Source organism: Methylobacterium sp. SyP6R (assembly GCF_019216885.1).
Classification (GTDB): Bacteria; Pseudomonadota; Alphaproteobacteria; order Rhizobiales; family Beijerinckiaceae; genus Methylobacterium.
In genome coordinates this window covers 4,378,311-4,402,045 of sequence record NZ_JAAQRC020000001.1, presented here as the reverse complement: position 1 = coordinate 4,402,045, position 23,735 = coordinate 4,378,311, and the positions used below count along the sequence as shown (strand labels likewise).

Genomic DNA, 23,735 nt, shown 5'->3' with positions numbered 1-23,735 from the left:
GTAGCGGTCGAGTTTCAGGCCGCCGGTTGGTCGATTGGTCTTGATATTCTGGATTTGTCGGGTTTCCCGTTGTCGAGGTGGAGAACGCAGCCCGCGGCACGGCCATTGCGGTACGCCGCGGTCCTGGCGGCGATCCTGCGCAACGCCGCGGGCGAGCGAATGGCGCACCACGTCTCGCTCCTGTCGGAGGGCATCGCCGACTCTCTGCACTGCGTCAGGTCGTCGGGCCATACCGCCCTGTTCATGGACGAGACCTGACACGCATCTCGGCTTCGTGCCTACCGGCCTTTCGGTCCGCTCGAGCCGCGCTCGATGAGCCGGCCGCGCAGGGAGATCGTCTCGTCGGGCAAACCCTTGTCCCGCATGCGCGCCTGCAGGAGATCGAGGCCGCGTCCGATCATCGCGACGACCGGCTGCTCCACCGTGGTCAGGTCGTAGATCGGCCGCGCCGATTGCGGCAGGCCGTCGAACCCCACGACGGCGATGTCCTGCCCGATGCAAACGCTGGCGAGGCGCAGGGCGTCGAGCACGCCCCAGGCCATGATGTCGCTGACGGCGTAGACCGAGTCCGGCCGCTCCGCCGCCGGCAGGGCCGCGATGTGCCGCCCCGCCTCGAAGCCGCCCTCGTAGGTCGACCGGCCGTCGAGGCGCAAGCTCGGCGGATAACCGGCGGATTGCATGAAGGTGGTGAAGCCGGCGTCGCGTTCGCGCGCCGTCGACGAGGCGGCGGAGGTGCGCACCAGCGCAGTCCGGCGCCGGCCGGAGCGCAGCAGCAATTCTCCAAGCTGCACCGAGCCGAAGGCGTTGTCGCAGACGACCGCGCAGGTATCGGCTTGCGCGACGCGGTTGACCATGACCACCGGCACGCCGTTCGCCGTGCACACCGCGCCGACATGCGAGGGCAGGTCGACGGAGCTGATGAGGCAGCCATCGACCTGATACTGCAGCAGGGCATCCGCCATGCTGTTCTCGACCGGCCCCGGTCCGGCATGGATGATCAGGAGCCGCATGCCCCGCTCGCCGATCTGGCGCACCGCCTCGTAGAGCAGCTCGGCATAGAACGGATTGGTGCCCGGCCCGAGGACGACCCCGACGAGGCCGCTCTGGCCCGAGGACAGCGCGCGCGCGGAGGCGTAGGGCGTGTAGCCGAGCTCCTGCGCCACCCGGGCGATCCGTGCCCGCGTCTCCGGCGAGATGCGCTTGTCCCCCTTGAGTGCGCGCGAGATCGTCGACGCCGCCACCCCGGCCGCCTCCGCCACGGTGACGATCGTGGGTCTCTTCTCGCTCATCGACGGCCTCGTTTCATCAGTCAGATATGCGCAAAAATTTGCGCATTGCGTTGCGCTGCAAAACAACAAATCGAGCAGAATCGCGAGAGAAATCGCGCATCCAGCGTTGACGCTCTCCCAGCCTGGGACTAAATCTGGCGAAGAGCTGAGCAAACGTTTGCGCAAAAGTGGGCACTACGACCCGCGGCGGAACGGGCCGGCGACGTCGCAACGAACAGGGAGTCCGCCGGGTGAGCGACAAGCGCCAGATCAAGATGGTCGGATTCATGCAAGCGCAGAACTGCTCGATCGCGCCGGGTTCCTGGCGGCATCCGGGCAGCGCCGCGGACTTCACGACCCCGGAGTATTTCCAGCGCCTGGCCCGGGTCATGGAGGAGGGCAAGTTCCACCTCACCTTCTTCGACGACCGGCTGGCCATGCCGGATATCTACGCCGACGACTACCGGGACGCTGTCGCGAACGGGGTGCGCGTCGTCAAGATGGACCCGTTCTGCATCCTCACGATGATGGCGGCGGTGACCACCCGGCTCGGGGTCGGGGTCACGTATTCCACGACCTACTACGAGCCGTTCCATGTCGCGCGTCTGTTCGGGACCCTCGACCTGATGAGCAAGGGCCGGGCGGCCTGGAACGTCGTGACCTCGCTCAACAATTCCGAAGCGGCGAATTTCGGCCGCACCGAGCACCTGCCGCACGACCTGCGCTACGACCGTGCCGACGAGTTCATGGAGGTCGTGCTCGGCCTCTGGGACAGCTGGGAGGACGGCGCCCTCCTCGTCGACAAGGAGACGGGCCGCTTCGCCGATCCGGCCAAGGTCCATGCCCTGCGCCACGAGGGGCGGTACTTCTCGGCCAAGGGCCCCCTGCCGGTGCCGCGCTCGCCGCAGGGGCATCCGGTCCTGATCCAGGCCGGGCAGAGCGGGCGCGGCCGCTCCTTCGCGGGCCGCTGGGGCGAGCTGATCTTCGTCGTCTACCCGAACCTCGCCGCCGGCCAGAAGCAGTACCGCGACCTCAAGGACGCGGTCGCGGCGGCGGGACGCGATCCCAACAGCGTCAGCGTGTGCCCGGCCTGCTACGTCGTCGTCGGCGACAGCCAGGCCGCCGCGGAGGAGCAGCGCGAGTACCTGCGCGCGCTGGCCAAGCCCGTCGATGCCGTGGTGCTGCTCTCCGAGGCGCTGAACTTCGACTTCGCCTCCAAGGACCCGGATTCCGAGTTCACCGACGAGGACCTGAAGCGGCTGTCCTGGAGCGGCTTTCGCGACCGCGTCGTGGCGCTCAGCGGCAAGCCGAACCCGACCGTGCGCGACTTCGTCCACTTCTCGGGCCGCGGCACGATCGGCGAGTTCCCGATCTTCTGCGGCACGGCGAAGACCGTCGCCGACCAGATGGAGGAGTGGTTCGAAGGCGGCGCCTGCGACGGCTTCGTCCTCGCCGCCACCCACACGCCGGGCGCCTTCGAGGACTTCACCCGCTACGTCGTGCCCGAACTCCAGCGGCGCGGCCTCTACCACAAGGACTATGCCGGCACGACGCTCAGGGAGAATCTCGGGCTCGAGCGTCCCCTTGCCGGCGACTGGCGCAAGGAGGGCCGTCCGTCGTGAATGCACTGCTCAAGCCGAACCGGTTCGAGGGCACGCCCCTCGTCGACCCCGCGGAGTTCCGCCGCTGCATGCGCACCGTGCCCGGCGCCGTCGCGGTCATCACCTGCGGCGAGCCCGGGTCGCGCACCGGGCTCACCGCGACGGCGGTCTGCTCGCTCACCGACGCGCCGCCGACGCTGCTCGCCTGCGTGAACGGCACGGCCAGCGCGCATCCGGTGATCTGCCGGACCGGGCGCTTCGCCGTCAACATCCTGTCCGAGGCGGATCTCGAACTCGCCGGGCGGTTCGCGGGTCGGGCCGGCATCAAGGGCGAGGACCGCTTCGAGGGGCTCGCCTGCACCCAGGCGCCGGGCGGCTCGCCGATCCTCGCCGGCGCCCTGGCGAGCTTCGACTGCGCGCTCGAGGCCGAGCACCGCTACGGCACCCACTCGGTGTTCATCGGCCGCGTCCTCTCGGCCGCGACCGACCCGACGCGGCCTCCCCTCCTCTACCTCGACGGCCGCTTCGGCACCTTCGCCGAGGATGCCGTGCAGGGTGCATCACGATGAGTCCGCCAAGACGGTTTCGGCCTGATCCCGCATCGTTGAAGTCCAGGAGCGCCTCGTGAACGAATTCCGGATGCTCTCGACCAGCGGCATCCTCGGCTACGGCTTCGCCGAGGAATCGCTGAAGATCGGCATGACCTGGGAGCCGCACGTCATCGGCTGCGATGGCGGCAGCACCGATCCCGGTCCGTACTATCTCGGCTCGGGCAAGTCCTTCACCTCGCGCCTGTCGGTGAAGCGCGACCTGCGCCTGATGCTGCTCGCGGCGGTCGCGGCGCGCATCCCCTGCATCATCGGCACCTCGGGGGGCGCCGGCGGCGAGCCCCACCTCCAGGACACGGCCGCCCTGGTGCGCGAGATCGCCCGGGAAGAGGGCCTGTCGTTCAAGATGGCCCTCATCCATTCCGAGCAGCCGAAGGAGTGGCTGTTCGACCGCATCGCCGAAGAGAAGGTCCGGCCCCTCGGCAAGATGAAGCCCCTCGACCAGGCCACCGTCGAGCGGGCCGAGCGCATAGTCGGCATGATGGGGCCCGAGCCCTTCGCCCGCGCCCTCGACGAGGGCGCCCAGGTCATCCTCGCCGGCCGCTCGAGCGATCCGGCGCAATGGGCCGCCCCGGCGATGCGGGCCGGCATCCCGCCGGCCCCGGCCTGGTACGCCGGCAAGATGCTGGAATGCGGCGCGGAGCCGACCGTGCCGAAGGAGCCGGACAACATCTTCCTGCGCGTGCGCGACGATCACCTCATCTGCGAGCCGCCGAACCCGATCCGCCGCTCGACCCCGCTCGCCGTGGCGAACTTCGCCCTGCACGAGAATGCGAGCCCGATCCACCACACCGAGCCCGGCGGCCTCCTCGACACCAGCGCCTGCACCTTCGAGGCGGTGAGCGACCGCGCGGTCCGGGTCGGCGGCATGACCTGGACGCCGGCCCCGACCTACACGGTGAAGCTCGAGGGCGTGGAGCGCGTCGGCTACCGGGCGATCACGATCTGCGGCACCCGCGACCCGGTGCTCATCGGGCAGATCGACAGCTACCTGGCGACCCATCGCGACAAGGTCGCCGCCAAGGCCGCCGCCTTCGGCGTGCCGCCGTCGGACTACACGATGGTGGTGCGAACCTACGGCAAGGACGGCGTCATGGCCGCCTGGGAGCCGCAGACGGCGATCACCTCGCACGAGCTCGGCTTCGTGGTCGAGATCGAGGGCAAGACGCAGGACATCGCCAACGCCGTCGTGGCGATGGCCCGCACCTCGATGCTGCACGCCGACTTCCCCGGGCGCCTCTGCAAGGAGGGCAACATGGCCTTCCCGTTCAGCCCGTCCGACATCGAGCTCGGCCCGATGTACCGCTTCAGCGTCTTCCATGTCGTCGCGCCGAACGATCCCTACGAGATGTTCCCGATCGAGTACGAGACGGTGAGAGGATAGCCATGCCGCGCATCCGCGATATCGCCCAGATCTGCAAGAGCAAGAACGCCGGGCCGTTCCTCGTCACGATCGACGTCCTGTTCGAGGACCATGCCGTCTACCGGGAGGTCAAGGCGACGGGGGTGCTCAGCGCGGCCCTCTTTGCCCGGCTCTACGGCGTGCCCGAGGAGGACGTGCTGTTCACGCCCTACGACGCCGCCGCCGCCTTCAAGGCCACCCTGCCGCGCCTCGTGCCCGCCGGCGACATCGGCGACACCGATGTGTACGGCGCCCAGCAGCACGCGCCCCTGCTCGACGTCGAGATCCCGATCAACCGCCCGGCTCCCTGACGCCGCCCGCCCGGAGGAACGGCGTCCGGGCGGGCGCTCCGCGACGGGCCGGACGTCCCACGCGCCAGCCCGGCTTGCGGCGACACGATCGAACAAAACTCGGGAGGACGATTCATGCAGGCCGGCACCCCGCAGGTCGGGACGGCGGATACCCGCAAGGTCGCGCTGGCGAGCTTCATCGGGTCGACGCTCGAATGGTACGACTTCTTCATTTTCGGAACAGCGGCCGCGCTCGTCTTCAACACGCTGTTCTTCCCGGCCGCCGACCCGACGACCGGGGTGATCGCCTCCTTCGCGGCCTTCGCGGTCGGGTTCGTGGCGCGCCCCATCGGCGGCATCGTGTTCGGGCATTACGGCGACCGCCTCGGCCGCAAGGCGATGCTCGTGCTGAGCCTCGGCATGATGGGCGGGGTGACCTTCCTGATCGGTCTCCTGCCGACCTACGCCACGCTGGGGGTGTGGGCGCCCGTCCTGCTCACGGCCCTGCGCTTCCTCCAGGGCTTCGCCGTCGGCGGCGAGTGGGGCGGCGCGACGCTGATGGTGGTCGAGCATGCCAGCCCGAGGAGCCGCGGCTTCTACAGCAGCTGGCCGCAGATGGGGATCCCGGCCGCCCTCCTCCTGTCCTCCGGCGTCATGGCGGCCGTCACCGGGCTCACCAGCACCGAGGATTTCGCCGCCTGGGGCTGGCGGGTGCCGTTCCTGCTCAGCGGCGTCCTGCTCCTCGTCGGCATCGTCATCCGGCGCCGCCTCGCCGAGTCGCCGAGCTTCCAGCGCCTGAAGCAGACGGGCGGGCGCGAATCCCTGCCGATCGGCACCGTCCTGTCCCGCAGGAAGCGCTTGACCGCCCTCCTGATCGGCTCGCAGGCGGCGGAGAACACCTCCTTCTACGTCTTCGCGGTCTACTCTCTCGCCTACCTCACCACCGCGCTGGGCGTGCCGCGCCCGGTCGTGCTCAACGCGCTCATGGTCGCGGCGGCCGCCTGCCTCGTCGCGCAGCCGCTCTTCGGCGCCCTGTCCGACCGAATCGGGCGCAAGCGGGTCTTTGCCGGCGGCATGGTGTTCATCGGCCTCTTCATCGTCCCGTTCTTCCTGCTGATCGCATCCCGCGACCCGGTCCTGATCACCGTCGCGATGGTCCTCGGCCTCGTCTTCGGGCAGGCGACGACCCAGGCGGTCCAGCCGAGCCTCTTCGCCGAGCAGTACGAGGCGGCGATCCGCTACAGCGGCGTGTCGGTCGCCTACCAGTTCGCCACCGTGCTCTGGAGCGGCCCGACGCCGATCCTCGCCGCCGCGCTCTGGGCCTGGTCGCGGAGCTGGTGGCCGCTCGCCGGCTACATCGCCGCCGCCGCCCTGGTCTCCGTCCTGTGCATCCGGCCGCTGCGCGAGGCCGCCGGCGCCGAGCTCGGCGCGGCCGCCGCCGAGGCCGGGGAGCGCGACCCCGCCGCGCTCCGGGAGGCGGTGGCGTGAGGTTCTGGGTCGGGGCGGCCACCGTCACGCCGATCGTCGAGATGGTCGACCGCAGCTTCGACATGCTGCGCTTCTTCCCCCTCGCGACCGAGGCCGACATCGCCGCCAACCTCGCCTGGATGGCGCCGCACCACTTCGACCCGCACACCCGGCGCCTCCTCCTCTCGATGCATTCCTGGCTGGTCGAGGTCGGCGGCCGGCGCATCCTCGTCGACGGCTGCGTCGGTAACAACAAGCGGCGCGATGCGCGGCCCGACTGGTGCACCCTGTCGACCGCGTTCCTCGACCGGCTGGCAGAAGCGGGAGCCACCCCGGAGGCGATCGACTACGTCATGTGCACCCATCTCCACGCCGACCATGTCGGCTGGAACACGCGGCTCGTCGACGGGCGCTGGGTGCCGACCTTCCCCAATGCGACCTACGTCTTCGGCCGCCGCGAGCATGCCTATTGGCACGCGGAGCACGCGCGGGGTGCGGGCGGCCCGCATCTCCAGGCGTATCGCGACAGCGTGTTGCCGATCCTCGAGGCCGGCCGCGCCCTGATCGTCGACGAGACCCACGTGCTCGAGGGCGTGCTGCACCTGGAGCCTGCATCCGGGCACACGCCGGGCCACGTCGCGGTCTGGCTCCGTTGCGGGCCGGAGACGGCGGCCTTCACCGGCGACGTCGTCCACCACCCCGTCCAGGTGCTCAATCCGGACTGGAACTGCATGGGCTGCCTCGATCCCCCTGCTGCGGCGCGGACGCGGCGGCGCCTCCTCGCCGAGGTGGCGCGGACGAACGGCGTCCTGTTCCCGGGCCATTTCATGGCGCCCCACGCGGTCCGCATCGCGGAGAACGGGGACGGCTTCGCCTTCCGCTTCCTGTGCGAGGACGCAGGCTCCGCCTGAGGACCCGCCTGCGAGGAACCGCGCCGACGGGCGCGGGACGACACCAACGACCCTGCGCCGATGCGGCGCTGCGGCGAGGAGGAGACGCCCATGACCAGGTCATCCATCGGATACCGGCTCGACCGGTTGCCGCGCGGCAAGTTCCATACCCGCATGCTGTTCCTCGTCGGAGCCGGCATGTTCTTCGACGGCTTCGACATCTACCTCGCTGCCGGCGTTCTCGGTGCCCTGGTGCGCGAAGGCTTGTCGGATGTCGACCGCAACGCCTGGTTCCTCTCGGCAACCTTCGCCGGCATGACCGTCGGCGCCTGGCTCGCGGGCGTGCTCGGGGACCGCTACGGGCGGCGCTTCACCTACCAGTTCAACCTCGCGGTGTTCGGGATCGCGTCGCTGGCGGCCGCCTTCGCCCCGGACATCGTCTGGCTCACCGCCTTCCGGTTCGTCATGGGGCTCGGCCTCGGGGCTGAGATCGTCGTCGGATACGGCACCCTGTCGGAGTTCATGCCCCCGGCGATCCGCGGCCGCTACGCGGCCTTGCTCGCGGTGTTCACCAACTCGGCCCTGTTCGTCGCGACCTTCGGCGGTTTCCTGATCATCCCGTATCTCGGCTGGCGCTGGATGTTCGCCATCGCGGGCATCGGCGCCGGCATCGTCTGGCTGATGCGCAAGAACATGCCGGAATCGCCCCGCTGGCTCGAGGCGAAGGGTCGTCACGCCGAGGCCGAGGCGATCACGCGCCGGATCGAGGAGGAGGCCTACGGGCCCGGTGCCGTGCCCGCCGCCCCCGTCCAGCGCATCGCCCCCGCGGCGGCGGTGGACACCCCCCTCTCGACCCTGTTCCGGGGCCAGCTCCTCGTCCGCACGATCACCGGCATCGTCATCAACGTCGTCAACAACCTCATCACCCACGGCTTCATCACCTGGATGCCGACCTTCTTCCTGGCGCAGGGGCTGACGGTGACGCGCTCGCTGGGCTTCACCGCCGTAATGACGCTGGGGGCACCGCTCGGCGCCTTCCTCGGCTGCCTCATGGCCGAGAGCATCGGGCGCAAGCGCGGGATCGTCCTGTTCTCCTTCGTGGCGCTCGTCATCGGCCTCGCCTACCCGCAGGCGTCGGATCCGGTGCTGGTGATGGCACTCGGCTTCTGCCTCGTCGCCTGCGTGTTCATCCTCGGCGCGCTGAGCATTGCGGCCTACGTGCCCGAGCTGTTCCCGACCGAGATCCGGCTGCGCGGCGTCGGGCTGTGCAGCACGACCGGGCGGCTCGCCAATATCGGCATCCCGTTTCTGATCGCGTTCCTCTACACCAAGGGCGGGATCGGAGCCGTGCTCGGGCTGATCTCCGCCGGGTTGTTCGTGCAGGGCGTCGTCGTCGCCGTTCTCGGCGTCGAGACGAAGGGCATGGCGCTCGAGGCGGTCAGCGCCGAGCCCGACGAGGCTCCGCCCGTCGCCACTGCCGCCCGCAGGCCGGCCTGAGTGCCGACAGGCCGGGTCCGCGCGCGGGCCCGGCCGCCGGATATCGAGGAAGAGACGATCACGATGAACCCGTTCACCTTCCAGACCACCCCGAACGTCCTGTTCGAGCCCGGCGCCGTCCGCAAGCTCGCCCCGGTCGTGTCCGGCCTCGGCGCCTCCCGGGTGATGCTCGTGACCGACCGGGGCGTGCGGGAGGCCGGGCTCACCCGCGACGCGGAGGCCGGCCTCGCGCAGGCCGGCATCGCCCTGACCGTGTTCGAGGACGTCGCCGCCGATCCGCCGTCCCACGTCGTCGAGGTGGCGGTCGCCCGGGCGCGGGAGGCCGGGGTGGAGCTGGTCCTCGCGATCGGCGGCGGCTCGGCGCTGGATACCGCCAAGCTCGTGGCGTACCTCGCCCGGAACGACGAGAGCCTCGATGCCATCTACGGGGTTGGGCTCGCGACGGGCGCGCGGCTGCCGCTCGTCCTCGTCCCGACGACGGCCGGCACCGGATCGGAGGTGACGCCGATCGCCATCGTCACCACCCCCTCGAGCGAGAAGAAGGGCGTCGTCTCGCCCCGCCTCCTGCCCGACTGGGCCGTCCTCGACCCCGAGCTGACGCTGGGCCTGCCGCCGGCCGTGACCGCCGCGACCGGCATCGACGCCATGGTGCACGCCATCGAGGCCTATACCAGCCGTTACCGCAAGAACCCCCTGTCCGACCAGCTCGCCCGGCAGGCCCTCGCATTGCTGGCCGGGAGCCTCCGGACGGCGTGCCGCAACGGTCGCGATCTCGACGCCCGCGCGAACATGCTCCTCGGCTCGATGCTCGCCGGCATGGCGTTCGCGAACGCGCCGGTCGCGGCGGTCCACGCGCTCGCCTACCCCATCGGCGCGCTCTTCCACGTGCCGCACGGGCTATCGAACGCCCTCGTGCTCACCGGAGTCGTCCGGTTCAACCTTCCACAGGCCCAGAGCCTCTACGCCGAGCTGGCCCCGATCCTCGACCCGGCTGCAGCCGGTCTTGCCCCGGACGAGGCGGCGACGCGATTTCTCAAGGCGCTCGAGAGCCTGTGCCGGGATTGCGAGGTGCCGGCATCCCTCGCCGAGGTCGGGATCACGGCCGGCGACCTCGATCGATTGGCGGAGGACGCCATGAAGCAGACACGGCTTCTGGTCAATAATCCTCGGGAGGTGACTTATGACGATGCCCGATCAATCTATGAGCGGGCTTTGTCATAAAGATAGGGATAGTTTTATGTGAATTATGCTGACTAAATTTCATCTGCGCGCGCGGATTTCCGTATCCGGCGCAAGCTGCAGTGTCGACAGCTCCTGCTGCGACGCTGACGCGGCTTCGAGCAGCGCAAGGTTGAGCCCGCAATGCAGGATGCCAATCCGGGATGGCCCATGCGGGCTGTCGCGGCAAGGATGATGCACGGCCTTCCGCCAAGACCTGCCATCGGCGCGAGCGAGGCCGCAACCTCGGCCCATCTGAGGGAAGGGCAGACCGACGACGCCTTCAGCGGGACTGTGTCTGTTAGGAAGGCCGTGCTCCGATCTCAGCTTTATTGTGTCAGTCGAGAAACCTGAAGGGAACACGGCGCCACGTGACTACCGTTAGAATGAAGACAGAAATTGTAGTCCCAGAGGCCGTGGATAATCTCGTACAGGGTATGTGCTCACCCATAAGTACTGAAGCGCAGTGCCGGCTGTCACCGAAGTGTGGACGCGCGATACGTCGGTCGGCAGCGATGATCTAGTGCTAGAGGGAGTACGGAACGTCGTTTAGTTTCTGCCGGTCGAACTGTGCTAGGAGGCGTTCAAGCTGTCAAATGCCAGACCGGGGGACAGTTTGCAAAGCTATTTATGTAGACGCTGGCAACCCTGGCGACCCCATCCATTGGCGCTCCCGCCGCAGGCCGGTCTCGAACTCGTCGTTCAGCTGATCATGTCGAGGAACGCTTTGGAGCCGCTGAGGCGATGGTTTGAAGTCCACCTGACAGCGTGCTGTGTCCCGAGATCGTGCTACACCGTCGCCACATAAGCGTGCTACACTGCTGCTACGCGCAACCGGAAAAACGCTAGAAAAATCAATGTTCTGTGACGACGCGCCCCGAATCCCGTAGGGCGCGCCATGCGGCGGCTAAGTCATTGCGACCCCAGAAGTTGTTGGTTTTCAGATGCTTACCCGTCGGCGCGTGCTACGGGACCAAGTACGATGGGCCGCATGAAGTTCGGTCAGCACCGCGCCGGCCGTTACGAGTTTCGCTTTCCCCTGCCTGACGATCTCGCTGGCAAACCAGCCCCGCCTCTCTGAGTCTGTCCGGGAAGAATTTGTTTTTTCGGAGCGCGTTGCGGTTCGCGCCGACAGGCGTATGCTTGAGCGATGTGGACGCCTGAGAACCGCCAGCGGTACGACCGCAGCAAGCTTCGCTATCCCACTGATTTGACGGATGAGGAATGGGCGCTTGTTGCTCCCCTTCTCCCGCCGGCTCGACGCGGGGGAAACAAACGAACGGTTGATCTGCGCGAGGTGGTCAACGGCTTGATGTATGTCCTTGGAACGGGGTGCCAATGGCGCGCTATCCCAAAAGATCTACCGCCTCGCTCGACGGTGCATGGCTACTTCGATCTATGGGATTACGACGGAACTCTCCTGCGCATCCATCACACCCTCTACGTTCTCTGCCGCGAACAGGCAGGACGTGAGGCCAGCCCAACGGCAGCGATCATTGACAGCCAGAGCGTCAAGAGCGCGGAAAAAGGGGGCGCACGATCGACCCGTCCGGCTATGATGCGGGCAAGAAGATCAAAGGCAAGAAGCGCCATCTCCTCGTCGATACGCAAGGTCTGCTGATGCATGCTCTGGTGCATCCGGCCGACGTGCAGGATCGTGATGGCGGCGTATGGGTCATGGCGACGCTGTTTAGTCTCTACCCGTTCCTGCTGAAGCTGTATGCAGATGGCGGCTACCAGGGGCCGGTGTTCCGGGAGGCATTGGAACGGGTCTGCCGGTCTGTGACGGTGGAAATCGTCAAGCGGTCGGATCAGGCGGTCGGGTTCGAGGCCCTGCCCAAGCGCTGGATCGTGGAGCGGACGATTGGTTGGCTCAATCGCTGCCGGCGGCTGGCGAAGGATTGGGAGTGCCGCACCCGCAAGGCGCTGGCTTTCCTGCGCCTTGCTTCCATCCGCATCATGCTCAGAAAACTCTGCCAACAATCAGCATGATCCCGGACAGACACTCTGGCCGGAGGCGCTGGCGACTCTCGTCAATGAGCGAACTGGCCGCGTCAAGACCGAGGGGTTCTTGCTCGTTTTGCGTGGATGGCAGTGGATCGACTCGGGCCGCTGAAGGGTAGGCCTGCCCTCCCCCCATAGTGGAGGGCATGGATATCTCCCTTGCCATCCCCGAGTGCCGTGTCGCGCGGTTCGTCGAGCAGCACGGGGATCACTTCATCATCCCCATGCGACTGGACGCAGCCAGCGGCCGATGTCCCGATTGCGGGCATGCGAGCCGGTCCGTCCATGGCCGCTATCACCGCGAGCCCGCCGACCTGCCAGTGTCGGCATCGTAGACAAGGCTCCGCATCGAGGTGCGGCGGTTCTACTGTCTCAACCCGACCTGCCGACGCCGGACCTTCGCCGAGACGCCAACGACCATCCTCGCACCGCGCGCCCGGCGCACGCGGCGGCTTGGCGAGGCGCAGGCCAGGGTCGGCCTCGCCTGCGGCGGTGCAGGCGGCGCGCGTCTCCTCACGCACCTCCACATGCCGGCAAGCCGCGCGACCGTACTGCGGCTCGTCACCCGCATCCCGATGCCCAGGTTCACCGGACATCGGTCCGGTGGACCCGCGTTGGGAGAACCGACGCCCAGGACCGGGTTCGAGCCGCGCATCCGATGGGATGGCCGCGGTCAGGACCGGACGGTGTCCTCGAGGCAGCGGATCAGCGCGTCGGCTGCGAGGGGCTTGCGCAGGAGGTCCCGCGCCCCGCCGGCGAGGGCGCGCCGGCGGATCGCATCGTCGTAGAACCCCGTCATCATGATGATCGGCAGATCGGGCAGGATCCGCCGCACGCGCTCCTGCAGTTCCAGGCCGTTGATGCCCGGCATGTCCACGTCGGTCAGGAGGCAGGCCAGAGTTTCCGCCGTTCGCACCCGCGCCTCGGCGCCCAGAAACGCGTCGGACGCCAGGAACGCCGCGCCCGAGCTGAACGCCACGGCCTCGTAGCCCAGCGACTCGAGGAAGCCGGACGTCGCGTCCAGCACCCCCTCGTCGTCGTCGACGACCGCAACCGTTGCCTTTCCGACCGACAAGGGGCGTCCTTTCCGGTGTCCCATGGGCATGCTCGCCCTGCCCGAGATGGGCCAGGTGCCGATCGAACGGAATCATACGATGGTGTGGTGCGACCGGATCGTGCCCGGCTGCCCGTGCCGCTCCGCAGGGATCAATCGACGAACCCCGCCGGGTGCGAAATGCGGCTAGGACCGTCAGCCCTCCGGCACCTTCAGCGCCTCGGCCTTGCGCACGAGGTCGGCGACGGAGCCCGCCTGCATCTTCCGCATGACGTTGCCGCGGTGGATCTTCACCGTGATCTCGCTGATGCCGAGGGCGTGGGCGATCTGTTTGTTGAGCAGCCCCTGGACGACGTGCTGCATCACCTCGGCCTCGCGGGTGGTCAGGGTCGCGGCCAGACGGGCGAGTTCGGCCGTGCCCGCGCTCTCGGTCCGCCGGGCCTTGTCACGCTCGATGGCGACGGCGATCGCGTCGAGCATGTCCTGGTCGCGAAAGGGCTTGGTCAGGAAGTCGAGCGCCCCCGCCTTCATCGCCCGGACGCTCATCGGGATATCGCCGTGGCCGGTCATGAAGATGATCGGCAGGCGGCTGCCCGTCGCGGCGAGCTTCGCCTGCAGATCGAGCCCGCTGGTGCCGGGCAACCGGACATCGAGGACGAGGCAGCCCGGCCTGTCCGGCAGGCTCGCCGCGAGCAGGTCGGCGGTCGATCCGAAGGCGATCGCGTCGAGGCCGACCGACCGCAGCAGGTCCTGGAGACCCTCGCGGATCCCCTCGTCATCCTCGACGATGACCACCAGCGGGGCCGTCGCCGCCACGGCGGGCGGGCTCGCGCCCGGGCCTCGGATGTTGCCTGCCACCGTCATCGCCGAGTCCTCGCGAGCCTCGCTGCGCCCTCGCCCACCGGCATAGTCAACGGACCAATCCGGCTCAAGGTGACGGCCAAGCTATTCGTCCCGTTCCGGTGGACGATCCGTATTCGTCGTGGTGACACCGCATTCCGCGCGCGACGGGACCGAGCCCACCAAAGCAAAAAGTGTCCTTGCGTCAATGGAAGTGTACGGGGCATCACCTGACACTTTCGTATAATCACGCTGGCGCAAGGTGTGATCGCGCTCAGACCAGACGTCGATATCGCGGCGGGGCCGAACCGGTAAGCTGATCCTCGTCGCCGGCCCCAAGGCATCGATCCACGGGGCCGGCTCTCCTCGAACCTGCCACACGACCGATTCCCGCGTCCGGGAGGACCCGCCCCGAGCGGCGTACCTCCGGTCGTCCGGCCCATGACCAACCGGCCCACGACCATCCGGCCCATACCCTTGGAGACCAAACGATGCAGCTCACCGGCAACACCATCCTCATCACCGGCGGCACCTCCGGCATCGGCCGCGGCTTCGCCGAGGCCTTTCACCGGCTCGGCAATCAGGTGATCGTCGCGGGCCGCCGCCAGGCGCTCCTCGACGAGGTGACACGGGCCAATCCCGGGATGGCCTCGATCGCCCTCGACATCAATGATCCGGAGGCGATCAAGACGGCCGCCGCCAGGGTCGTGGCCGAGTTCCCGGCGCTCAACGTGCTGTTCAACAATGCCGGCATCATGCCGTTCGACGACGCGTCCGGACTCATCGACGATGCGGTCGCGCAGGCGATCCTGACCACCAACCTGCTCGGGCCGATCCGGATGACCTCCGCCCTGATCGAGCACCTGAAGGCGCAGCCGCGGGCGACGATCGTCAACAACACCTCGATCCTCGCCTTCCTGCCGCTGGCGAGCACGGCGGTCTACTCGGCCAGCAAGGCGGCCCTGCATGCCTACACGCTCTCGCAACGCTTCATGCTGCGCAACACCCGTGTCACCGTCCAGGAGATCGCGCCGCCCTGGGTCGACACCGACCTCATCAAGAAGAGCGGCGATCCGCGCGCCATGCCCCTCGACGCCTTCATCGCCGAGACGATGACCGGGCTCGGCACCGAGGCCGAGGAGGTCGTCGTCGAGGCTGTGCGCTCCGTGCGCGACAATCCCGGCGCCAAGGAGCACGCAATGGTCAATGCCTTCAACGCAGGCCTCGTCGCCAACCCGATCCCGGTCTGAGACCCGCCCCGGGCGGACCTTCCGCGGTCCGCCCCACGACAACCCGCTTCGAGGAGGACACGCGATGAGCGAACGATACGACGCCGTGGTGATCGGCAGCGGCGAGGGCGGCAAGTTCCTGGCCTGGGACCTGGCGAAAGCGGGGCAGCGGGTCGCGGTGGTCGAGCGCCGCTGGATCGGCGGCTCCTGCCCCAACACCAACTGCCTGCCGAGCAAGAACGAGATCTGGAGCGCCGAGATCGCCCATCTCGCCCGCAACGCGGGCCGCTACGGCGTCGAGACCGGCCCGGTCCGGGTCGACATGCGCCGCGTGGTCGAGCGAAAGCGGGCGATGGTAGCCGGCCTCGTCGAGATGCACCTCGACAAGTACCGCGACAGCGGCGCCGAGCTGGTCATGGGCAGCGCGCGGTTCACGGGCCCGAAGACGGTCGCGGTCGCGTTGAACGCGGGCGGGGAGCGGGTGCTCACCGCCGACACCATCGTGCTCAACCTCGGCACGCGTCCGGCGCTCCCGGACGTTCCGGGCCTGCGCGAGGCGGAGCCGCTGACCAACATCGAGGCGCTCGAACTCGACGTCCTGCCCGACCACCTGATCGTCCTGGGCGGCGGCTATGTCGGCCTCGAACTGGCGCAGGCCTATCGCCGGTTCGGCAGCACCGTCACGGTGATCGAGCGCGGCGAGCGGATCGCGGGCCGCGAGGACGCGGACGTGGCGGACGCGCTGGCGCGGCTGCTGACGGCCGAGGGGATCGCGCTGCGGACCGGCACCGCCGTGGTGCGGGTGCGCGGCCGCTCGGGCGATGCCGTCGAGGTCGTGGTGCGATCGAGCGAGGGCGAATCCGTGGTGGCGGGCAGCCACATCCTGGTCGCGGCGGGGCGCATGCCCAATACCGACGGGATCGGGCTCGATCGTGCCGGCGTCGCGATGACGGAGCGCGGCACGGTCCGGGTCGACGATCGCCTCGCCACGACGGCGCCGGGGATCTGGGCGATCGGCGAATGCGCCGGCAGCCCCGCCTTCACCCACGCCTCGGCCGACGATTACCGGGTGGTGCGGGACGCGCTGAAGGGCGGCGGGCGCTCCACCGCCGGCCGTCAGATGCCCTACTGCCTGTTCACTGACCCGCCACTCGCCCGGGTGGGCCTGAGCGAGACGGAGGCACGGGCGGGCGGCGCGGAGATCCGGGTCGCCAAGCTGCCGATGCGGGCGGTCCTGCGCACCCGGACCACGGGCCTGACCGAGGGATTCATGAAGGCGGTGATCGGGCCGGACGACCGCATCCTCGGCTTCGCGATGCTCGGGACCGACGCCGGCGAGGTCATGGCGGCGGTCCAGGTCGCGATGCTGGCGGGGCTCCCCTACACCGCTTTGCGCGACGCGATCCTGGCGCATCCGACGACGGCGGAGGGGCTGAACGCTCTGTTTGCGGCGGTGCCGACGCACTGAGCGCGGTGTCAGGCGTCCGCGGTGGCCGGCTCGGCCGCCGCGGCGCAGGCTGCATCCTCGTGAAGGGGCAGCTCGACCGTGAAGGTCGCGCCCGGTCCCTCGTTGTTGTGGCCTCCGAGCGTCCCGCCATGGGCCTCGACGATCGCCTTGCAGATCGACAGGCCGATGCCCATCCCGTCGCGCTTGGTGGTGAAGAAGGGGCTGAAGAGCTTCGGCAGCTGGTCGGGCGCGATGCCGGTGCCGTGATCGCTCACTGACAGCCGGACCCGATCCGAAGACGGGGCGGAGAGCGCGACATCGAGCCGTCGCCGGGCCTCCGGCACCGCCCGCATCGCGTGCAGGCCGTTCACGACCAGGTTGACGACGACCTGCTGCAGCTCGACCCGGTCGCCGAGGACCCGGGCCCCAGGCACCGAGACGCGCATGCGCAGGCTCGCCGAGGCGGCGGAGATCTCGCGGTCGAGGAGGTGTGCGGCCTCGGCGAGGACGTCCCGCAGGTCGACGATCTCAGGAGGGCGCCGGTCGCGCCCGAGCTGCTCGCGGGTCCGCTGCACGATCTGGCTCGCCCTCAGGCCGTCGCGCACCGCCCGCTCGGCCGCGCGTTCGGCGGCCGCGAGGTCGGGTGCCTCGCGCCGCAGCCAGCGCAGGCAGGCCTCGGCGCTCATCACCATGGCGCCGATCGGCTGGTTGACCTCGTGGGCGATCGAGGCCGAGATCGCCCCCACCGTCGCGACCCGGCCGGCCCGGGCGAGCTCGCTCTGGGCGGCGAGCAACGCCTCCTTGGCGCGCTCGCGCTCGGTCACGTCGATCATCGCGCAAGAGACCCGGTCGTAGCCCGAATCGTCGTCGGGCAGCGCCAGGACGAGGATCGCGGTGACCTCCCGGCCGTCGGCCCGCAGGAGCTTCCCCTGCATCTCGAACCGGCCGCCGCCCTGGCCGAGCCGCGCGAGGAGCATGGCGGGGAGGTCGCTGCCCGGCGGCAGGAAGCGGGTCATCGCGCCGAGCACCGCCCCCCGCGAGACGCCGCCGAGGAGCTGCACCGTCGCCTCGTTCACGTCGACCAGCGTCACGTCGGGCGAGGCGGCGCGGCGCGCGATGGCGTCGTGGAGGATGGAGCCGGAATCCTGCACTCCACGCGACGCCGTCACCGCCTCGTGCGCGGCGGACAGGTCGATTTCGCAGAGCGCGACGTGGGCCTGCTCGAACAGCCCGCGATAGCGCCGCTCGCTGCGGGCGAGCGCCCCGAGGGTGCGCCGGCGGGCGCTCACGTCGAAGGCGATCAGGCTGACCCCGCCGGTCAGCGCGAGGTAGAAGCCGACCGCGGTCAGGCCGCTGCGCTCGGCAAGTCCCTGAGCGATCATCGGCGAGAACGCGCCGCCGACGATGCCGCCGACGTTGAAGGCGACCGAGGTGCCCGAGTAGCGCACCCGCGGCGGAAACAGGCTCGGCAGCCAGGCCCCGAGCGGCCCGTTGACGAAGCCCATGACCCAGAGGGCGAAGGCTAGGAACACGAAGGTCGTGACGAGCGATCCGCTGCCGAGCATCGGCGCCAGCAGGATGCCGGAGACGATGGTGCCTGCGCAGCCGACGATGAGGACGCGGGTCGGGTCGACCCGGTCGGACAGCCAGCTCGCGGTGACGATCGCGGCGGCCATGAACAGGATCGCACCGAGCTCGACGAGGAGGAACGACGCCCGGGAATGGCCGAGCGTCGTCGTGCCGTAGCCGAGCGCGAAGGCGGTCGCGGTCCAGAACAGCGAGAAGCAGGCCACGACCCCGAAGATGCCCGCGACCACCTGGCCGGCATGGAGGCGCATCAGCTCGACGAGCGGTGCGCGCGGGGGCTTCGCCTCCTTGAGCGAGGCGGCGAATTCCTCGGTCTCGCCGAGATGGGTGCGAACCCACAGCCCGAGCCACACCAGCGGCACGCTGAGCAGGAACGGCACCCGCCAGCCCCACTCGGCGAATTGCTCCGACGTCAAGGCCAGGGTGAGGATCAGGAACAGCCCGTTGGCGACGAAGAAGCCGAGCGGCGCGCCGAGCGGCGCGAACATGGCGTAGCGCGCCCGCCAGCCCGGCGGGGCGTTCTCGAGCGCCAGGAGGGCGGCCCCACTCCACTCGCCGCCGAGCGCCAGGCCCTGCCCGAAGCGCAGGAGGCAGAGCAGGACGGGCGCGAGCCACCCGGCGAGCGCGTAAGTCGGCAGAAGGCCGATCGCCGAGGTCGAGAGGCCCATCAGCAGGAGCGAGGCGACGAGCGTCGCCTTGCGCCCGACCCGGTCGCCGAAATGCCCGAACACCGCGCCGCCGATCGGCCGTGCCACGAAGGCGAGGCCGAAGCTCGCATAGGCGCTGATCAGCTCGGCCGATTGCAGCGTGGCCGGGAAGAACAGCGGCCCGAAGACCAGGCTCGCGGCGGTGGCGTAGATGTAGAAGTCGTAGAACTCGACGGTGGTGCCGATCAGGCTGGCGAGGAGCACGCGCGCCGTGGTCCGCCCGGAAGCCGGCTTGTGCGATACCGTCATGCTCTCGCCTCGTCCTCTCGCACTTCGGTCGGCTCATTGCCCCTCAGGATCGCGGCGCCCCGCCTGCGACCGTCTGCCGTGACCGCGACCCGCTCGAACCTGTCCCCCGGTGATATCGGCGAGGGCGGGAGATGTACCGAGAGGGCTCGTGAGATCCCGTGAGACGGGACGAAGCGAGCTGCGCTGGCACGCCCGGCCCCGTCACGCGGTCAGGCGCGCGAGAAGCCGCGTCGCCCTTAGGACATCCCGAGTGGAACGGCCCTCCGTCAGCGCATCGCAGACGTGCGAGAGCAGGCCCGCTCCCTCGGCGGCACGACCCCGGCGGGAGAGGTATTCGGCGAGATCCGTCGCGGCTCGGAGGCGATAGGACAACGCCCCCTGATCCTGCGCGATCCGGAGGGCGTGGCGGAACGCCTCCTCCGCACGCTCCGCCTCCCGGTCCGCTTCCTGCGCTGCGAGGGCCCGGCCCTTGATCCGCCACGCCTCGGGGACGAGCGTCACCTCCTCGTCGCGCTCGATGCGGAGCAGGGCGGACCCGGCTTCGGCGAGGGCCTCGCCGGGCCGCCCCGCCTCGATCAGCGCCTCGGCGAGGGCGAGCTGCAGGGCCGAGTTCATCGTCAGGTGCGACACCGCGACGAGGCCCGCCAGGCCCTCGGACAGGAGCGCGACGCCGCTCTCCGGATCGCCGCGGAGCGCATGGAGCTGCCCGGTCAGCGCCCGGGCGAGAAGCTCGTAGGGGACGAGCGAGTGCCGCGAGGCCAGCACCCGCCCCGTAGCCAGCGCCTCCGCCGCCCGGTCGAGATCGCCCGACCACAGGGCGACCGGCGCCGTCCAGAGCAACGCCGTGCACAGCGAGACGGGATGGCCGATCGCCTCGGTCTCCCGGACCACCCCGTCGACGGCGGCCGCCGCCTGGTCGGGAAGGCCCTGTACCCACAGCGCGCGGGCGATGGCGCAGTGGGCCAGCATGCGCTGGTCGATGCCGAAGCGGACCACCTCGGACCGGCGCTGGAGCGGAAAGTTGCGCAGGGCGTGCCCGCAGCGCAGACGCGCCTCGGCCTGACGCCCCATGAAATGATCGAGGACGCCGACCATCCAGTCGCCGGTCGCCAGCCCGGTATCGCTGAGCGAGTGCCAAATTCCGGCGCGGCCGCGCTCCGCATAGGCCATCGCGGCCTTGAAGTCCGCGAGGCGGAGCGCGAAGATGTACAGGCCCTCCAGCAACCGGATCTGGTAGGCGAGATCGCCCTCGGCCTCGGCCAGGTCCAGGGCCTCGTGGAGCGCGGTTCGCGCGTCCTCGCCGTTGCCCCTGGTGTAGCGCAGGGCGACGCTGCGTGCCGCCTTCAGTTCGAGCCGCAGCTTCGGCCCGAGCGCGGCGAATTCCTTCGCCCCGAGCGCCCGACCGGTCCAATCGACGCATTCGGCGAGCAGCGACAGGTGCAGGAACAGAGGCGCGGAACAGGCAGCGAGCCGGACCGCCGCTCGCGCGTCGCCGTCCGGCCCGAACGCCCAGACCAGCGCCGCGCGGACGTTGCCGATCTCGAAGGCGAGGGCCGCCACCCCGTCGCCACCGTGCCGCGTCCCGCTCGCCGCCCGGGCGCCTTCGAGCAGGCCTGCGTAGCAGGCGACGTGCCGGCGGGCGACGCCCGCTTCCTCGTCCGCCGCACGGAGCTTCCGGAGGGCGAACTGGCGCGTCATCTGGAGCAGGCGGTAGCGGGCGCCGCCCTGGGCGGGCTCCGGACCATGTGCCGCCTCCAGCACGAGATGGGACTTGTCGGCGAGCGCGCTGAGGACCTCCAGGTGATCGGACCGGTCCGTGCCGTCGTCGAGGACCGACAGGGCCGCATTCAGCGAGAAGTGGCCCGTGAAGATCGACAGGGCGCGCAGCGCGCGGGCCTCGGCCTCCGACAGGAGGGCGTAGCTCCAGTCGAAGGTGGCCTGAAGGCTGCGGTGGCGGGGGACGGCGCTGCGGTGGGCGAGCTCGGCGCCGTTGCGCAGAAGCTCGACGAGGCCGGCGAGACCCAGGGTCCGCATGCGGGCCGCGACGAGTTCGATCGCCAGGGGAAGACCGTCGACCTGCCGGCAGATCTCGCCGACGAGCCGGGCCTGGGCCGGATCGAGGGCGAGGTCGGGCGATTGCAGGCGGGCGCGGTCGCAGAAGAGCTGGACCGCCGCGAAGGCGAGCGGGTCGTCCGCGTCGGTGACGGGCGCCGCCAGCGGCAGGAGGTGGTGGACGGCCTCGCCGGACAGCCGGAGCGGTTCCCGGCTCGTCGCGAGGATGCGCGCGGCGGGCGCGCCGCGCAGGATGGCCTCGGCCGCGAGCGCGACGGCATCGATGACGTGCTCGCAATTGTCGAGGACGAGGAGGGCGTCCGTATCCGCCAGCACCTTGACGACCTGCGGCAGCGGATCGGCCGATCCGACCGGAACGCCCAGGGCCGAGGCGACGGCGCTCGGCACCAGGCCGGGATCGTCCAGCGTCGTCAGGTCGACGAAGGACGGCGACGGCCCGGCAGGGCCGCCGAGCCGATGCATGACCGCGGCGGCGAGCGTCGTCTTGCCGACGCCGCCCGTGCCGACCACCGTCACCAGCCGATGGCGCGCCAGGCATCCGAGCAGGATCTCGACATCGGCGGACCGGCCGATCAGGTTCGACGGCGCGGGCGGCAGGAGCGGCGCGCCGGCCGGCCGGACCATGGGCACCGGCTGGGCCGACGCGGCGGGCGTCATCTTCGCGGTAAAGCAGTAGCCGCGGCCGGGCACGCTCGTCACGTACTCGGCCCCGTCCGCATGCTCGGCGAGCGCCTTCCGCAGCTGCCCGATCTGGAATCGGAGGTTGCTCTCCTCGACCTGCGCCCCGGCCCAGGCGGCGGCCGTCAGCTCGCGATGGCCGATCACCTCGCCGGGCCGCGACGCGAGGTGGATCAGGAGATCGAGGGCGCGGCTGCCGAGCTTGACGGCGGACTCCCCCGCCAGAAGGCGCCGGTGCTCGGGGAGCAGCGTGAAGACGCCGAACACGATCTCCGGCCGCGCCGCGCCGGGCGGGCCCGCCGTGGCGTCGCTTGCCTTCGTCATGCCGCCGCTCCCGCATCCGCCCGACGCCGATCGCCCGAGCCGCCGCCGGCTCCATCCCTGGCGGGGATAACTCCCTGCGCACGAAACCGGCCGGCGCACCATAGCGCAGCCGTATCCCCGATCATCCGGGTCCTCGGACGTAGATGCCACCTTTCCGGACATTCCTCCGCCTGAGCGCCTGCCTTCCCATGGGGAATCATCATACCTCGTTTCCGGCCGCCATGCTTGCCACGGCCGGAGCCCGGGCCGATGGTGCGACGTGGGAAAGGGGACGGAGCCGATGACGACGCGCCGTATAGGGCTGGTGATCGGCCCCGACTTCGACTTCATGGGTCTCGCCGTGACCTCGCCGTTCGTGGTGGCGAACCGCTACGCCGGGGCGGCGCTCTACGACGTCCACCTGCTGTCGGAGCGCGGCGGTCCGATCCGGTCCGGCCTCGGCCCCGACCTCGCCACCGAGCCGCTCGGTGACCCGGCGGCCTTCGACACGCTCCTCGTCGCGGCCGGTATCAATCCGCCGACGACCTCCCCCGTCCTCGCCGACCATCTCCGCGCGGCCGCCCGCTCGACGCGGCGGGTCGCCGGGCTGTGCCTGGGCGCCTTCATGCTGGGCGATGCCGGCCTGCTCGACGGGCGGCGCGCGACCACCCACTGGCATTTCGCGCCGCAGTTCCGCGCGCGCTATCCGGCCTGCCGGCTCGACATCGACAAGATCTACGTCGTCGACGACACCCTCTGGACCTCGGCCGGCATGTCGGCCGCCATCGATCTCGCGGTCGGAATGATCGAGCACGACCACGGCCGCGACCTCGCCGTCAGCGTGGCCCGCGGCCTCGTGATGGAGCGCCGTCGGGCCGGCGGCCAGGCGCAGCACTCGGCCTTCCTCGATCTCGACGCCCGCACCGACCGGATCCAGGCCGTCCTGGCCTATGCGGGACGCAACCTCCACCTGCCGTTGACGACCGAGGCGCTGGCGGCGGTGGCCTGCCTCAGCCCGCGCCAGTTCACCCGGCTGTTCCGGGCGGAGACCGGCACCTCGCCGTCCAAGGCGGTGGAGCGCATCCGCCTGGAGGCGGCGAAGCTGATGCTGGAGCAAAGCCGCCTGCCGATCGAGGAGATCGCGCGCGAGACGGGGTTTTCCAACCGCGAGCGGATGCGCCGGGCGTTCCTGCGGGCCTACGGAGCCGGGCCGCGCAGCGTCCGCGCCGGGGCTGGCTCCGTCGCCGCCCTGTGACCGGATAAAGCCGATGGTCCGGTCCGATCGACCGCGAATGTCTGGAATCGTGACGTCTACGTCCGGAT

At 70.0% G+C, this 23,735-nt stretch carries 19 protein-coding genes; 14 read left to right on the top strand and 5 right to left on the bottom strand.

Annotated elements, in window-relative coordinates; translation table 11 throughout:
• Positions 1 to 105 precede the first annotated feature (105 nt).
• Positions 106 to 258, top strand: coding sequence for a hypothetical protein (locus tag HBB12_RS20225; protein WP_236990990.1), 153 nt, complete (start codon positions 106 to 108; stop codon positions 256 to 258).
• Positions 259 to 278: 20 nt separating this feature from the next.
• Here HBB12_RS20225 and HBB12_RS20220 read toward each other — a convergent pair whose 3' ends face one another.
• Positions 279 to 1,289 (bottom strand): LacI family DNA-binding transcriptional regulator, encoded by a 1,011-nt coding sequence (locus HBB12_RS20220; protein ID WP_236990989.1) that lies wholly within the window; start codon positions 1,287 to 1,289, stop codon positions 279 to 281.
• A 254-nt stretch (positions 1,290 to 1,543) separates the two neighbouring features.
• Here HBB12_RS20220 and HBB12_RS20215 point away from each other — a divergent pair, with 254 nt between their 5' ends.
• The 10 genes from HBB12_RS20215 to HBB12_RS34635 all read left to right on the top strand — a co-directional run bounded on the left by HBB12_RS20215 (position 1,544) and on the right by HBB12_RS34635 (position 12,580).
• Positions 1,544 to 2,890, top strand: a complete 1,347-nt coding sequence (locus HBB12_RS20215) for an LLM class flavin-dependent oxidoreductase (RefSeq protein ID WP_139034892.1) — start codon at positions 1,544 to 1,546, stop codon at positions 2,888 to 2,890.
• The gene (locus tag HBB12_RS20210) at positions 2,887 to 3,438 is read left to right on the top strand and encodes a flavin reductase family protein (protein ID WP_205824773.1); all 552 of its coding nucleotides are present in this window, start codon (positions 2,887 to 2,889) and stop codon (positions 3,436 to 3,438) included. The genes HBB12_RS20215 and HBB12_RS20210 overlap by 4 nt, the downstream gene beginning before the upstream one ends.
• 55 nt (positions 3,439 to 3,493) lie before the next feature.
• Positions 3,494 to 4,861, top strand: coding sequence for an acyclic terpene utilization AtuA family protein (locus HBB12_RS20205; protein ID WP_236990988.1), 1,368 nt, complete (start codon positions 3,494 to 3,496; stop codon positions 4,859 to 4,861).
• A 2-nt stretch (positions 4,862 to 4,863) separates the two neighbouring features.
• Positions 4,864 to 5,190: a DUF4387 domain-containing protein gene (locus tag HBB12_RS20200; protein ID WP_236990987.1), complete on the top strand. Its 327-nt coding sequence runs from the start codon at positions 4,864 to 4,866 to the stop codon at positions 5,188 to 5,190.
• 114 nt (positions 5,191 to 5,304) lie between these two features.
• The gene (locus HBB12_RS20195; protein ID WP_236990986.1) at positions 5,305 to 6,657 is read left to right on the top strand and encodes an MFS transporter; all 1,353 of its coding nucleotides are present in this window, start codon (positions 5,305 to 5,307) and stop codon (positions 6,655 to 6,657) included.
• Positions 6,654 to 7,547 (top strand): MBL fold metallo-hydrolase, encoded by an 894-nt coding sequence (locus HBB12_RS20190; protein WP_236990985.1) that lies wholly within the window; start codon positions 6,654 to 6,656, stop codon positions 7,545 to 7,547. Before HBB12_RS20195 ends, HBB12_RS20190 begins: the two co-directional genes overlap by 4 nt.
• 90 nt (positions 7,548 to 7,637) lie before the next feature.
• Positions 7,638 to 9,023, top strand: coding sequence for an MFS transporter (locus tag HBB12_RS20185; protein ID WP_139034506.1), 1,386 nt, complete (start codon positions 7,638 to 7,640; stop codon positions 9,021 to 9,023).
• A gap of 63 nt (positions 9,024 to 9,086) precedes the next feature.
• Positions 9,087 to 10,244 carry an iron-containing alcohol dehydrogenase gene (locus tag HBB12_RS20180; protein WP_236990984.1) on the top strand — a complete coding sequence of 386 codons (1,158 nt, stop codon included), beginning with the start codon at positions 9,087 to 9,089 and terminating at the stop codon, positions 10,242 to 10,244.
• 1,147 nt (positions 10,245 to 11,391) lie between these two features.
• Positions 11,392 to 12,233 (top strand): IS5 family transposase gene (locus HBB12_RS20175; RefSeq protein WP_442919296.1). Its coding sequence is split into 2 segments (ribosomal slippage): positions 11,392 to 11,782 and positions 11,782 to 12,233, totalling 843 coding nucleotides; the frame shifts between segments, so codons are not numbered across the junction.
• 158 nt (positions 12,234 to 12,391) lie between these two features.
• On the top strand, positions 12,392 to 12,580 hold the full coding sequence (locus tag HBB12_RS34635; RefSeq protein ID WP_465251169.1) for a transposase family protein: 189 nt from the start codon (positions 12,392 to 12,394) through the stop codon (positions 12,578 to 12,580).
• Positions 12,581 to 12,918: 338 nt separating this feature from the next.
• Here HBB12_RS34635 and HBB12_RS20170 read toward each other — a convergent pair whose 3' ends face one another.
• Positions 12,919 to 13,320, bottom strand: a complete 402-nt coding sequence (locus HBB12_RS20170) for a response regulator transcription factor (RefSeq protein WP_236990982.1) — start codon at positions 13,318 to 13,320, stop codon at positions 12,919 to 12,921.
• A gap of 174 nt (positions 13,321 to 13,494) precedes the next feature.
• Positions 13,495 to 14,163 (bottom strand): response regulator transcription factor, encoded by a 669-nt coding sequence (locus HBB12_RS20165; RefSeq protein WP_236990981.1) that lies wholly within the window; start codon positions 14,161 to 14,163, stop codon positions 13,495 to 13,497.
• A 467-nt stretch (positions 14,164 to 14,630) separates the two neighbouring features.
• On the opposite strand from HBB12_RS20165, the gene HBB12_RS20160 reads away from it, so the two are divergent.
• Positions 14,631 to 15,389, top strand: a complete 759-nt coding sequence (locus HBB12_RS20160; protein ID WP_236990980.1) for an SDR family oxidoreductase — start codon at positions 14,631 to 14,633, stop codon at positions 15,387 to 15,389.
• A gap of 64 nt (positions 15,390 to 15,453) precedes the next feature.
• Positions 15,454 to 16,836: a mercuric reductase gene (locus tag HBB12_RS20155; RefSeq protein ID WP_236990979.1), complete on the top strand. Its 1,383-nt coding sequence runs from the start codon at positions 15,454 to 15,456 to the stop codon at positions 16,834 to 16,836.
• A gap of 8 nt (positions 16,837 to 16,844) precedes the next feature.
• Here HBB12_RS20155 and HBB12_RS20150 read toward each other — a convergent pair whose 3' ends face one another.
• Both HBB12_RS20150 and HBB12_RS20145 read right to left on the bottom strand, forming a co-directional pair.
• The gene (locus HBB12_RS20150; RefSeq protein ID WP_236990978.1) at positions 16,845 to 19,358 is read right to left on the bottom strand and encodes an MFS transporter; all 2,514 of its coding nucleotides are present in this window, start codon (positions 19,356 to 19,358) and stop codon (positions 16,845 to 16,847) included.
• 201 nt (positions 19,359 to 19,559) lie between these two features.
• Positions 19,560 to 22,433, bottom strand: a complete 2,874-nt coding sequence (locus HBB12_RS20145) for an ATP-binding protein (RefSeq protein ID WP_236990977.1) — start codon at positions 22,431 to 22,433, stop codon at positions 19,560 to 19,562.
• Between the two features lie 280 nt (positions 22,434 to 22,713).
• Between HBB12_RS20145 and HBB12_RS20140 the strand changes: the two genes are divergently transcribed.
• Positions 22,714 to 23,667 carry a GlxA family transcriptional regulator gene (locus HBB12_RS20140; RefSeq protein ID WP_236990976.1) on the top strand — a complete coding sequence of 318 codons (954 nt, stop codon included), beginning with the start codon at positions 22,714 to 22,716 and terminating at the stop codon, positions 23,665 to 23,667.
• Positions 23,668 to 23,735 lie beyond the last annotated feature (68 nt).

Coding starts and splice junctions, on each gene's coding strand:
- HBB12_RS20220 (WP_236990989.1), bottom strand. CDS start 1,289: ATGAGCGAGAAGAGACCCACGATCGTCACCGTGGCGGAGGCGGCCGGG.
- HBB12_RS20215 (WP_139034892.1), top strand. CDS start 1,544: ATGGTCGGATTCATGCAAGCGCAGAACTGCTCGATCGCGCCGGGTTCC.
- HBB12_RS20200 (WP_236990987.1), top strand. CDS start 4,864: ATGCCGCGCATCCGCGATATCGCCCAGATCTGCAAGAGCAAGAACGCC.
- HBB12_RS20195 (WP_236990986.1), top strand. CDS start 5,305: ATGCAGGCCGGCACCCCGCAGGTCGGGACGGCGGATACCCGCAAGGTC.
- HBB12_RS20185 (WP_139034506.1), top strand. CDS start 7,638: ATGACCAGGTCATCCATCGGATACCGGCTCGACCGGTTGCCGCGCGGC.
- HBB12_RS20180 (WP_236990984.1), top strand. CDS start 9,087: ATGAACCCGTTCACCTTCCAGACCACCCCGAACGTCCTGTTCGAGCCC.
- HBB12_RS34635 (WP_465251169.1), top strand. CDS start 12,392: ATGGATATCTCCCTTGCCATCCCCGAGTGCCGTGTCGCGCGGTTCGTC.
- HBB12_RS20165 (WP_236990981.1), bottom strand. CDS start 14,163: ATGACGGTGGCAGGCAACATCCGAGGCCCGGGCGCGAGCCCGCCCGCC.
- HBB12_RS20160 (WP_236990980.1), top strand. CDS start 14,631: ATGCAGCTCACCGGCAACACCATCCTCATCACCGGCGGCACCTCCGGC.
- HBB12_RS20155 (WP_236990979.1), top strand. CDS start 15,454: ATGAGCGAACGATACGACGCCGTGGTGATCGGCAGCGGCGAGGGCGGC.
- HBB12_RS20150 (WP_236990978.1), bottom strand. CDS start 19,358: ATGACGGTATCGCACAAGCCGGCTTCCGGGCGGACCACGGCGCGCGTG.
- HBB12_RS20145 (WP_236990977.1), bottom strand. CDS start 22,433: ATGACGAAGGCAAGCGACGCCACGGCGGGCCCGCCCGGCGCGGCGCGG.
- HBB12_RS20140 (WP_236990976.1), top strand. CDS start 22,714: ATGACGACGCGCCGTATAGGGCTGGTGATCGGCCCCGACTTCGACTTC.